The sequence below is a fragment of the Peptidiphaga sp. genome, from assembly GCF_057238965.1.
The window spans coordinates 22,916-34,405 of the sequence record NZ_DBHHEV010000010.1; the positions used below are offsets into that span (position 1 = coordinate 22,916).

At 66.3% G+C, this 11,490-nt stretch carries 8 protein-coding genes and 2 tRNA genes; 4 read left to right on the forward strand and 6 right to left on the reverse strand.

What is annotated here, in order from left to right; genetic code table 11:
- The first annotated feature begins 380 nt into the window (after positions 1–380).
- A complete protein-coding gene (locus tag ACO48X_RS02575) occupies positions 381–1,052 on the forward strand; it encodes a type III secretion system chaperone family protein (protein WP_485000252.1) in 672 nt (223 codons plus the stop codon).
- A gap of 370 nt (positions 1,053–1,422) precedes the next feature.
- On the opposite strand, the gene ACO48X_RS02580 is transcribed toward ACO48X_RS02575, so the two are convergent.
- Both ACO48X_RS02580 and ACO48X_RS02585 read right to left on the reverse strand, forming a co-directional pair.
- The gene (locus tag ACO48X_RS02580; RefSeq protein WP_485000254.1) at positions 1,423–1,965 is read right to left on the reverse strand and encodes a GNAT family N-acetyltransferase; all 543 of its coding nucleotides are present in this window, start codon (positions 1,963–1,965) and stop codon (positions 1,423–1,425) included.
- Positions 1,966–2,073: 108 nt separating this feature from the next.
- Positions 2,074–2,146: transfer RNA gene (locus ACO48X_RS02585), tRNA-Pro, on the reverse strand.
- Between the two features lie 253 nt (positions 2,147–2,399).
- Here ACO48X_RS02585 and ACO48X_RS02590 point away from each other — a divergent pair.
- A tRNA-Gly gene (locus ACO48X_RS02590) sits at positions 2,400–2,473 on the forward strand.
- 175 nt (positions 2,474–2,648) lie between these two features.
- On the opposite strand, the gene ACO48X_RS02595 is transcribed toward ACO48X_RS02590, so the two are convergent.
- Positions 2,649–2,789 carry a hypothetical protein gene (locus ACO48X_RS02595; RefSeq protein WP_485000256.1) on the reverse strand — a complete coding sequence of 47 codons (141 nt, stop codon included), beginning with the start codon at positions 2,787–2,789 and terminating at the stop codon, positions 2,649–2,651.
- Positions 2,790–2,889: 100 nt separating this feature from the next.
- Positions 2,890–3,531, reverse strand: coding sequence for a TetR/AcrR family transcriptional regulator (locus ACO48X_RS02600; protein ID WP_485000258.1), 642 nt, complete (start codon positions 3,529–3,531; stop codon positions 2,890–2,892).
- 217 nt (positions 3,532–3,748) lie between these two features.
- Here ACO48X_RS02600 and ACO48X_RS02605 point away from each other — a divergent pair, with 217 nt between their 5' ends.
- A complete protein-coding gene (locus ACO48X_RS02605; RefSeq protein ID WP_485000259.1) occupies positions 3,749–6,418 on the forward strand; it encodes an MMPL family transporter in 2,670 nt (889 codons plus the stop codon).
- A 10-nt stretch (positions 6,419–6,428) separates the two neighbouring features.
- The gene (locus ACO48X_RS02610) at positions 6,429–8,651 is read left to right on the forward strand and encodes a YhgE/Pip domain-containing protein (protein WP_485000261.1); all 2,223 of its coding nucleotides are present in this window, start codon (positions 6,429–6,431) and stop codon (positions 8,649–8,651) included.
- Between the two features lie 35 nt (positions 8,652–8,686).
- Here ACO48X_RS02610 and ACO48X_RS02615 read toward each other — a convergent pair whose 3' ends face one another.
- Entirely contained in the window at positions 8,687–10,987 is a 2,301-nt protein-coding gene (locus ACO48X_RS02615; RefSeq protein ID WP_485000263.1) for a MaoC/PaaZ C-terminal domain-containing protein, read from the reverse strand.
- A 225-nt stretch (positions 10,988–11,212) separates the two neighbouring features.
- Entirely contained in the window at positions 11,213–11,380 is a 168-nt protein-coding gene (gene rpmF / locus ACO48X_RS02620) for a 50S ribosomal protein L32 (RefSeq protein WP_009199956.1), read from the reverse strand.
- Positions 11,381–11,490: the final 110 nt, after the last annotated feature.

An 11,490-nucleotide genomic window follows, 5' to 3' on the forward strand; every position in this document is an offset into this window, starting at 1 on the left:
CCTAGCCGTCTCGATCCAAGCCCTCATCGACGGCAAGCGCGGGGCATAGTGCGTGACAGCCTCGCGGCAGCTACTGAGATGACAACGGCTTGGCCTTCTTGCAGAACGGCTCTTTATGCTTTCCACGCTAACACACCCCATCTTTCACAATAGGAAAATGGGAACCGCTCCCCAACGATGGATTTTCGCGGGTTGCCTGCGTTTCAAGTGCGAGCCGCGCGCAGCTGCGAGAGCGAGCAACCGAAGCTGCGAGAGCGAGCAACCGAAGCTGCGAGAGCGTACGCCCGGAGCCGCAAGAGCGAGACGGCACTCGCCTCGGGGCGGCCCCCGGACGTACGATGTCGAGTAGAACTCAGCATCGTCTTAAAGGAGACAGCATCATGGCCTTCGTCGAGAACGACGGCGCAGCGACGCTCGCGCCTCTTTCCCAGGAACGCATCGTTGCCGCGCTGGAACGCGACAAGATCATCTACGCCTACGATTCGGACAACGACCTGGCCGCAGGCTGGGAGCATGGCGGGTTTTTCTTCCTCATCGGAGGCGAGTCGGACGAGTACCTGCGCGTCCAAGGCCGCTGGTACGCCTCGTTGTCGACGGACCGCCTGGGAGAGGCCATTCAGGCCTGCAACGAGTGGAACATCCACACGATTTGGCCCAAGACTTACGCGGTGGCCAACGATGTCAACGAAGTGGTCATCATGACCGAGCATTCCGTGGACTACGAACACGGGGTCACCGACGCCCAAATCAGCCAGCACATTGCCTGCGCGATCTCCACCGGCACACAGTTCTTCGAGTATCTGAACGAAACCTTCCCTCAGGAGTGGGAGGCTTATCAAGTGCAGGCCGAGGCCCAGGCGATCGCCGTGGCGGAAGCCCAAGCGGTTGCGGAAGCCGAGGCGGACGCCCGCTACAACTTCAAGGGCGATTCGGATCGGCCCGAGGAAGACCTGACGAGGCCCGATTCCCTGGCCCTGCCCGAGACCCCTTTTCACGATGCCTCCTACCAGCCGTCAACAGAAGAAGAGGATTCCCGAAAATCGGAGGACTGAGGAGGACTGAATCTTCTCAGAAAGCCTCTCGATCTTCTCAGGGAGCCTCTCGAAACCCCGGTTGTCACGTTCCGCGCCTCCGCACTTTTATTACCGCGCCGTCGGGCGAGGTGAAGGCGAAACTCCGCCGGGGCGGGAGATCACGGTCACCCGTCTTCAACGCGCACCGTCGACCACCGGGGGAACCTCCGCCGTGGCGGGAGATCGCGATCACCGCCCGCCCCTAGCTTCACTGTGCTCGCGTTCCACCCGCCGCCGCTCGGCTCACCGGCAAAATTCTCATCCGTGAAACAGCGGAATTTGCCATCATCAGAAAAACGCCCCGCCGCCGACAGGGCGTGCGCATCCAGAGGCCCGCGGGAGCCGCGCGTCAGGGCTCGTCCCACACGAGCTGCGTCGTCTGACCGGTTTCAAAATCCGAACGAAGCAAACCGTAGGCGACGGCGTCGCGTAGCGGCCCTTCCGCCGTCGGCCATGCCTTTCGATAGTGCGCCTCCTTGACGAAACCGCTGCGGAGGAAAGCCTTGCGCATGGCCACGTTGTCCTCACGCGTCTGCCCTTCGATGCGCACGATGTTCGGATAGTTCTGGAACAAATAGCGCACGAGCTCCCGGACCGTCTCCGTCCCCATCCCCTTTCCTCGCGCTTGGTTCGCGAGGCGAATGTCGAATAGCGGCGCGATGCTTTCAAGGTCTTCGACGACGACGAAGCCGATAAGCTCGCCCCGAACCCGAGCGGCGAAAACCGCATTATCTGGGCCGTCGAAATCGCCTTCCTCCCTGCGTGACTCAAGGCCCTCGCGAGTGGGCGACGGGTTCATGTGGAAGGGAAATGCGTTCGCCGTCATGAAGCGAACAAACTCCTCCCATCCGCTCGGATCGACAAGCGAAAAAGGTTCGACGTCTACGGCCATGCGTGCATGCTATCAGCCGCCGTCGAACATGCCCCGGCGGATCTTGGGGAGACAGGTGCGCCTAAAAAGAACGAGGATGAGTGGCGACCTCCGTCGCCCAACCGCCTGTCGGGGTAGCGGGACTTGAACCCACGGCCTCCCGCTCCCAAAGCGGGCGCGCTACCAACTGCGCCATACCCCGGCGCCCTGCCGGACTCGCCCCATCTTAATGCAACGGAAGCCGCCGCGCATGCGCGCGAAGCCGAAGGCGCGCCGACGCGGCAGCACCCGCGCGCCCCGGCGCATGCGTGAAAAGGCCGCTGCAATTTTCGATCGACGAGGCGGACGCGAACAACGCCCCGCGCACGCGCGAAAAGACCGCCCCGGCGGCACGACGCACGCCACACTTCCATGCGTGGCACTGCCCCGCGCAACCTGCTATCCTCATTGAGCACGCGAGTGTAGCTCAATGGTAGAGCCCCTGCCTTCCAAGCAGGCTACGCGGGTTCGATTCCCGTCACTCGCTCCATTTCCTCGCCGCCTTCGATTTAGATCCCGCTGGCGTGCCCGCTCTGTCGCCTTAACAATCCAGCTTGCCAGCCCGCTTGCCGGCCAAACGCGGAATAAGCCTTCGTGGTGCGAGAACAGACCCCGAAGCGCGAGAGCTGACCTACCAGACGCAACCAATACGGTGCCCACGTGGATCAGTCAGTCTCCCCTCCGTCTGGTGCAACGACGCCGAGGCGGCCCAGTTCTACGCCGACGCCTTCCGCGGTGCCTTCGTGGTCGAGCAGGCCTTCGTGGTCGGGCAGGCGCCCGGGCTCACGGCCGCAGTCGCCGTCCACGGCTTCCGGCTCTCCCGCTCCTCGGATACGGCGCTGTGGCAATCGCTCACATCGGATTGGCTCACTGCCTCCGTGGATTGACCCGTCGCCCTCGTCGGATTCACTCCTTCGAAATTGGTTCGGAGGACCCGTCGATCGGCCTGCTCATGCCGTACAGGATAGCCTCGATGAGGGAGTGCAGAACCGTCGAATCCTCAGATTCCGTGCAGCGCATGAAGTCGTATGAGACGCCGTCGAGGAACGCCGAGACGAGCGCGCTCGACACCCTGTCGATGTCCGTCGTCGGCTCGCGGCCGATCTTGGCCAAAATGCTCTCGACCAACTTGTACACTTCCCGGTTCAACCCGATGTGATAGTCCTCGAACTTGCTGTACGTCTTCGGGTGGCGCATCGCGTAGAGATTGAGCTCCGAGGTGAGGATGTACATCGTCCGCCCGTCGGCGCGCATGGCTTCCAGGACCTCCATGAGCCCGTCGACGGAAGGGTCCCAAGACGAATCGATGGTCTCGCGAAAGCGGGTCAGTATGCGGCGCCCGTGGGCGAGCACCGCCTCTCCCAGCAGGTCTTCCATCGAGGAGTAATTCGAATAGAAGGCTCCTCGGGTGAAGCCGGCGGCGCGGACGACGTCATCGATCTTCGCGCCCGCAAATCCTTTCTCGACGAAAACGGAGGTCGCTGCCTCAATGAGGCGCGCACGCGTATTCTCGCGTTTGCGAAGCGGCCTTTCAGCGCACAAGAGCACATCCCCTTCCGAGCGTTTCCCTCTAAGCTCAACTTTCCAAGCCCTGCCTTTGTCCAGCTTATCGCCTCGCGCCGGTTCGGGACAGACTAGCGAGCCCAAAGTCGCCGCGCGCGACGTGTCCACGTTCACACAGCGACGGCGACCCCTCGGACCGAGATTCCAGTACACTTTTGTACCGCATTCAGTACATAAATGAATTGAGATTGCAGGACCGCTTATGTCTTCTTCGCTCTATCGGCTCGGGAATTTCTGCGCCGCCCACGCCAAACGCATTCTGGCCGCCTGGATGCTCCTCATTGCGTTTCTCGGCGTCGTCGTGGCGCAGACGGGAATCAACCTCTCCAGCAGCTACAAAATCGACGGATTGGAGTCGATCAAGGGCGTCGACGTCCTGTCCGAGCGCCTGCCCCAGGCTTCCGGCGTCAGCGAATCCGTCCTCTTTTCCTCCGACGACGGGATCGAGTCCCACAAGGAGACGATCAAAGCCTTCGTGGACGAGGCGAAGAAGATCGACGGCGTCACGAACGTCTCGGACCCCTTCGCCGCCGCGACCGGCGGCGTCTCCTCCGACGGGAAACACGCGCTGGCGGCCGTCCAGACGGACAAAAGCGCCGGGGACGCCAAAGGCGACGTCGGGCCAAAGGCCGCGGCCATTTCAAAGAAGCTCAATTCGCTCGTCGCCCAGGCGCGCGCCGCAGACGCCTCCTTGACCGTCCAACGCAGCGGCGCCGTCGGACACAAAACGGAAATCGCCCTTTCGGCAACGGAAATCGTCGGCGTGATCATCGCCGCCATCGTCCTTTTCGTCACCTTCGGCTCCCTGCTCGCAGCCGGATCGCCGATCGTCTCCGCCATCATCGGGGTGGGAGCCGGACTGCTCGGAATCGTCGTCGCGGCGTCCTTCGTGGAGGTCAGCTCCGTCACACCGGTGCTCGCCGTCATGATTGGACTGGCCGTCGGCATCGACTACGCGCTGTTCATCATGTCGCGGGCGCGCGAGTATCTGGCCGAAGGAATCGATCCCAGGTCGGCGGCGGGCCGGGCGACGGCCACCGCGGGATCGGCCGTGGTCTTCGCGGGAGGGACCGTCATCGTCGCGCTGTGCGGCCTCGCCGTCACGGGCCTGCAATTCCTGGCGGTCATGGGAGCGGCCTCGGCCGCGGTGGTCGCGGTGGCCGTCCTCGTCGCGGTGACCGCCGTCCCCGCGCTTCTCGGGCTTCTGGGCCGCCGGCTCTCGCCGAAGCCCCGCAAGGAGCGGCGCAGCGGCAGGATCGCCCGCGCGTGGGTGCGGGCCGTCACGCGGCGCCCGGCCGCAACCGTCGCCGTAGTCTTGGGGACTCTGGGAGTCGCGGCGCTTCCCGCGTTGGATCTGGCCACCGCTCTGCCCGACAGCGGGCAGGCGGCCCGGGGAACCGTCGAAAGAGACACATACGACGCGGTGTCCAAGGCCTACGGCGAGGGCTACAACGCGCCGATCGCGGTGCTCGCCGACATCGTGCAGAGCCAGGATCCCGTCGGCCTGGTCAAGACATTGAGCGAGAAGATCGGCAAGCTCGACGGCGTGGAGCGGGTCGCCCTCGCCACGCCCAACCGTGACGGTTCGCTCGCCTTCATCCAGATAGTCCCGACGGGCGGCCAGGAGAGCAAGGCCACGGCCGACCTCGTCAAAGAGATCAGAGGCCTGGCGCCCTCCTGGGAGAAGCAGTACGGAATCTCCAACGTCATGGTGACGGGCAAGACGGCGGTCGCCATCGACATTTCGGACAAGCTCGGCCAGGCCCTCCTTCCTTTCGGGATCGTCGTCGTGGGGCTGTCGCTCGCCATCCTCCTGGTCGTCTTCCGCTCAATCGCCGTGCCGCTGACGGCGACCCTCGGGTTCCTTCTCTCCCTTGCCGCGGGCATGGGGGCCGTCGGAGCCGTCTACGGCTACGGGTGGCTCGCGGACGCCCTCAACGTCACGAAAACCGGCCCCGTCATATCCTTCATGCCGATCCTGGTCATCGGCATCCTCTTCGGGCTCGCGATGGACTATCAGGTGTTCCTCGTCTCGCGAATGCGCGAGGAGTGGATCCGCACGGGCGACGCCGGCCTGGCCACCCGGGAGGGCTTCGTGGGATCGGCGAGAGTGGTGACGGCCGCGGCTGTCATCATGACGGGGGTGTTCGCGGCGTTTATCCCACACGGCTCCGTCGAGATCAAACCGATCGCCATCGCCCTGACGGCGGGGATAGCCGCCGACGCGTTCCTCGTCCGAATGACCTTCATTCCCGCGATCATGGCGCTTTTGGGCAGGAAGGCGTGGTGGATCCCGCGCTGGCTGGACGCCGCCCTTCCGGCGGTCGACGTCGAAGGCGAAGGGCTCGCCCGCTCTCTCGAACACGAAGCGTGGGTCGCCGACCACGGCGAGAGCGCCGTGCGCCTCGAAGGGCTCGCCATTCTGGACGGAGATGAGCCGCTCGTCGACTCCCTCAGCCTCGCCGTGGGGCCAGGCCAGCTGGCCGTCGTCAGGGGCGAGGACGCCGTGGCGCGGCGGGCGCTCTCCGCCGTCGTCGAGGGAAGGCTGCTGCCGGACGCGGGAATCGCGGTGATCGGCCCCCACACGCTGCCCGACGGGCGCTCGCAAGTCCAGGGCATGACCACCGCCCTGCGCAGCTGGGACGGCCCAGTCTCGGCCAGAGCCTCGGTCGTGACGGTCGACGATCCGGGCAAACGCCGCTGGGGGCGCGTCCGCCAGCTGCTCGACCAGGGGCGGACCGTCCTGGCAACGGGGCCTGCGTCCATGACCGTCCCTCCCGATCTTTGCGTTTCCGCGCAGGCTACGATCCTCCCTCCCTCACACCGCGTGGACGCCTCTCGGTCTAACCGCGTCGGCGCTGCGATCCGATAAGGAGAAAACCGTGAAAAAAGCACGCTCCCTGTTCTTCAGCCTCGTTCTCGTCCTCCCGGCGATCATCGGCCTCCTCGCCTTGGCGAGCACGTCCTCGACCGTCGACGGCGACAATCCCGCCAAGGCCGCCGTCGTCAACCTCGACGAGCCCGCCAAGCTGAGCTCGGGCAAAACCCTGCCTGCGGGACGGCAAATGATCGCGAGCCTCACGAAGGGCGCGGCGTCGGAGTCCTCCCAGGCGCGCCGCATCGCCTGGGACGTCGTCAGCCCGGAGACCGCGCGGGACGGCCTGAAAAACGGAAAATACGAAGCCGTGGTCACGATACCCAAGGGCTTCTCGCGGCAGGCCGCGGCGGTCCTTGAGAAGGGGCGCACGGGCGTCCCCCGGGTCTCGATCGAATCCTCGGGCAACAACCCGGTGACGAGGCGCGTTTCGACGGCGGTCACGGAGGCCGCGGCGAAGGACCTGGGCACGAACTTGACTGTCGCCTACATCGACGGGAGCCTCAAGGCGACCAACACGATGAAATCCGGAATAGGCAAGGCGGCCGACAGCGCAAAAAAGCTCGCCGACGGGCAGCACAACGCCGCCCAAGGCAGCCAGGAGCTCGCCGACGGCACGGGAAAGCTCGCCTCCGGCCTCCACACGCTTCAGGGAGGAGCCGGCGAATTGTCGTCGGGCGCCTCAAACCTCGCCGGCGGCGTTTCGACCTACACCTCGAAGGTCGACCAGGCCGCCGCGGGCGCCCAGCAGCTTTCCGCCGGCTCTCAGAGCCTGAGCGCGAACGTCTCCCGGTACACGGCCGGCGTGAACCAGATGTATGCGGCGATCGCCGGAAACGGCCCGCGGAGCCTCGTCGGCGGCGCGGCGCAGGTCTCTGGCGGGCTCCAAAGGCTCAATTCCTTCGTGCAGAACATCGATTTGTCCTCGCTGACGCAAATCGAAGGGAATCTGACCCAGCTTACTTCGACGATGGGATCCGTTTCGTCCGGGGCCGATCGAACGGTCGCCCTCATCAGGGCGTGCGGCGCAGGGAACGCCCAGGCGTGCGCCGCCGCCGAGCAGGCGACCCTCCAGGTCAAGCAGGCCGCCGCTTCGGTTTCCTCGCGCATCGGGACGGGAGGCTCCGGCTCCCTCGGAATGATCCAGCAGCTCAACGGGCTCAAGGCTTCGGTCAGTCAGCTCGCGCAGGGGGCGCAGTCGGTTTCACAGGGCCTCGACCAAGTCGCGGGGGCGATGGGCACGAACCTGGCCGGCGCCAACGGGAACAGCCTCGTCGCGGGCGCAAACCAGGTTGCCGAGGGGAACAAGAATCTGGCCGGAGGCCTGGCGGCCCTTTCCGGCAATTCTTCGACTTTGAACCATGGAGCGGGCAAAATCGCCGCGGGCGCATCTGCCGTCAACAAGAACGCCGTCGCGGCCGCCGGCGGAGCCGATCAGCTCGGCCAGGGCGCCGCCCAGCTGAGCGGCGGCGCGCAGGAGTTGAACAAGGGGGCGAATTCTCTGCGCAGCGGTCTGAGCGACGCTTATTCGCGCATCCCCGCCGATCCGAACCCTGCGGCTCACGCCCGTGCCCTTTCCAGCCCCGTCGGAGTCGCCTCGTCCGGCGGCGACGTTTCAACGACCACCTCCCTCGCCCCCGGGGCTATCGCCGCGGCCCTGTGGATCGGGTCGCTCATGTCCGTGCTCGCCCTGGGCAAGATGAAGCGCGGCCGCATATTCGAGGCGGCCACGCCGCTCCGGCTGGCGTGGGAGTCGCTGAAGCCGTCCCTGATCATGTCCCTTGGCCAATGCGTCGCGACGGCGGCGGCGATGTGGGCGTGGGACGTCGACGTCGCCGACAAACCCGGGGCCTTCGCCATGATGCTGTTTGCGTCGGTCGCCTTCACGATCGTCAACGACGCGCTCATGGCCGTCTTCGCCCGCCGCGGCGGGGTGATCGCCTCATTGACCTTTTTGGCGGTGCAAATCCTCAGCCTCGATGTCGTCCTCCCCTCCGCGAGCCACACCGGGTTCTTCGGCGCGGTCAATGGGTCGACGCCTCTGCCGGGGGCGGCTTCGGCCCTTCACGGGCTGATCACAGGCGGACCTTCATCCGCCTCGGCCGCGGCGATCGTCCTCGGCGTGTGGGCCGCGGCGGCCTTCGGACTCTCGGTTGTGGGCGTCAAGAGGCGGCGTGCCACGTCGGTGAGCGCCATCAGGAGAGAGCTGGCCCAGGCCGCGGCCGTGTGAGCGAGGTCGGCGGGCATCTGCCGCCCGCCGACCGCCTAACCCCGCTTCGGCGCCCAAGCCCGTTTGAGCGCTTTGTCCGCGCCGAGCGCGACGGCGAAGGCCATGAGGCCATTTGGCTCATAGGGGCAGGAGAACAGGCCGCAGTCGATCGCCTTGTCCGTGAGAAATGACTCTGATTCGGCGGCGGCTCGCGGATTCTTGAGGTCCCAGGCGAGGAGCGCAGCCATGAGCTCGGCCGAGGCGGCGGCGGGCAGGGGTTCTATTCCCAGGCGTCGAAGGCCGCCGTATGCCGCCCGCAAAGGCCGCGAGACGAGGACGGAGCGGGTCATCGACAGCGGGCCGACGTTGTAGGAGACCGTCCGGCCAGCTTCGCGTTCGACGGTTGCCCGCCACCTGCCGATCCGCTTCGCGGCGGCGTAATTGGGGCCTTGAACCGCGATGTATCCGGGATAGACGCCGTCGACGCGCGAGGGGCCGAGGCCCCGTGCCTTCGCGTAGGCCGCCAGCGCCGAGGCGGCCGGGCCCCGTCCAAAATGCGCCTTCGGAGGCTCCGACAGCACGTAGGCGTCCGTGGGGCTTCCGTACCAGGCGAGCGCGGTGTCGGGGCGGGCATGCGTGACGAGGCTTTCGACGACGTCGGCGCCGGCCTCCGCCAAGAGGAACTTCGCCCCGGGGGCGTACAGGGTGTCTACTATCGCGATGCGCCCGTCCAGAGCGGCGATCCATCCCGCGACGGCCTCCGGTTCGCGTGCGACGTCGAGCGGGACGGGCGGAAGAATGAGGGTTCCCGCCCCGGACCTCGCCGCGTCGATGAGCGCCGAGTTCTTCTCCTGGCCCGCGCGGACGGGCGCGGCGACGTCGGCGCCCCACGCCAGAAGCGAAGGCGCGGGCGAAAGCGCGGCGGACGCTCCGAGGCACGCGAACGTCCATCCCTCGAGGTCGAGGATCCCCGGATCGTCGATGACCTCGGCCAGAGCGTCGCGTGTGCCGCGACGTATGAATCCTCGGCGGCGCCATTCATCCAGCAGGGCCAGGAGACTCCGCCCCCTGTAGTCGCGTCCGTCGAGCTCCAGAGACAGCTCGCGGCGAGGCTCTCGGTTCCCGCTCACCTTCCAGGAGCCGCCGCGGACTTCGACGGCGCGGGCTTCGCCTATGCGGCGCCCGTCGGCGAAATGCAGGCTCTTCGTCAGCCAGGCGAGGCCGGCTCGGGCCGCCTCGCTCCCGCGAGAAGGGGCGTCAACCCTGCTGAGGTCCGTCATCGTGGCGCGATAGCCTTCGCGCCACGGTTCGGCTCCTTTTACCCTCTCGGCCAGGCGCGGATCGGCGCTGGCCGCGGCCAGCGCCATTCCCCGGGCGAGGACGCTCGAACTCGCGCGCCCGTTTTGCCGAGGCAGAACGATCCGGCCGGACGGGCGATCGCCCCCCTTGCGGTACCCTTCCAGGCCGACGCCGCCGTATGACAGATGGACGAGGTCGCGGCCGCTTTTGCCGTCGAGAACAGCGAAATCGCGCGAATCGGAGGAGGCGCGCCCCATGTCGATCAGCTCCAAGCGCGCGGGGAGGAGCGCGGGCGCGCGGAACTTCGCTTGGCCCCAGCATCGCGCCGACCCGTCCAAGCCCAGACGGTCCGTCGCCCACGCCTCGACCGCCGCTCCGTGGAGAATCGCGCGACGGAAGCCGAAAACCTTCGCCGCGGCGCTCGACATGTGGATCGGGTTGACGTCGCCCGTGTAGCGCGCCCACAGCCGGGAATCCGCCACTGTGAATTCCCGCTCCGCGACGGCGGGCCGATTGCCGACGTCGAGGCGGCCCATGGAGTCGACTCCGCGCTGGCGCCTCAGGTCGAAGCCTCCAAAAGGCAGCCGTTCGCCCCACTCGCGCGGCTCTCCGGTAAGTTTTTTCGCGATGTAAAGGGTCTCTTCGGCGTAGACCAGCTCGCCGTCGGCGTAGACGAGCCCTCGGACCGTCACCTCGGTTCCCCGCTCGCTGCGGCGAATGGAGGAGACGGAGGCGCCGACCTCCGCCTCGCCGCCGAGGAGAATCGGCGCCGCAAGCGTCCACGAGGATTCGGCCACGACGAGTCCGGCTAGGGGAACGGGAATTTCAGGCGCGCTGAGCGCCTCGACCGAGGGCGCGAAACACATCGCGCGCAGCTGGCTCGGCGTGGCGTAGGCCTTTTCGCCTCGCAGCCCTTCGCGCTCGTCTCGCGCATTCTCGGCTTCGTCCGCGCCGGGTTTCAAGAAATCCTCAAGGCTTTCGGGCGCCTTGTCGGGCAAATGCGCGTCTCGGACTTCTCCTGCGAGCTCGCCTCGTTCGGGGAAACCGCCTCGACTCACCGATTTCCTCACGGATGTCGCCATCAATCGTGCAAAACGAGTAACGTGCGTCAATTCAACCATTGCTCGAATCCCTTTCGCCGCTTTGACAACGCAACCCTATCGTTTTCCCACGCGACGCGGAATGAAAATCACCGAAACAGTCGAAGAAACCAAAAATCCGAGTGCCCGCAGCGCATGAAAGAAGGCCCGCCGAAGCGAGCCTTCTTCCTAAGTTCTTCCGCGTCAGTCCTCCGACAGCAGACCGTCCTTGTAAGCCCGGGCGAGCCTACGGGGAATGCGCACCTCACGGCCCCGCACGCGGACGGACTGAAGCTCGGTGAGCTCAGCCTTCCACTGGGAACGGCGAGAGCGAGTGTTGCTGCGGGACATCTTGCGCTTGGGAACTGCCATGTGCACCGCTCCTCTCTCTTAATGGCCGCCTCGCGCGGCACGTGGTCCTGTCGCGAGCGGGCAATGTGCCCAACACGCACAAATGAGTATGTTACTCCACGAGGCGCGGC

What these genes read in the sequence shown, in the direction of transcription:
- ACO48X_RS02575 (WP_485000252.1), top strand. Translation starts at nt 381, where the DNA reads ATGGCCTTCGTCGAGAACGACGGCGCAGCGACGCTCGCGCCTCTTTCC.
- ACO48X_RS02605 (WP_485000259.1), top strand. Translation starts at nt 3,749, where the DNA reads ATGTCTTCTTCGCTCTATCGGCTCGGGAATTTCTGCGCCGCCCACGCC.
- ACO48X_RS02580 (WP_485000254.1), bottom strand. Translation starts at nt 1,965, where the DNA reads ATGGCCGTAGACGTCGAACCTTTTTCGCTTGTCGATCCGAGCGGATGG.
- rpmF (WP_009199956.1), bottom strand. Translation starts at nt 11,380, where the DNA reads ATGGCAGTTCCCAAGCGCAAGATGTCCCGCAGCAACACTCGCTCTCGC.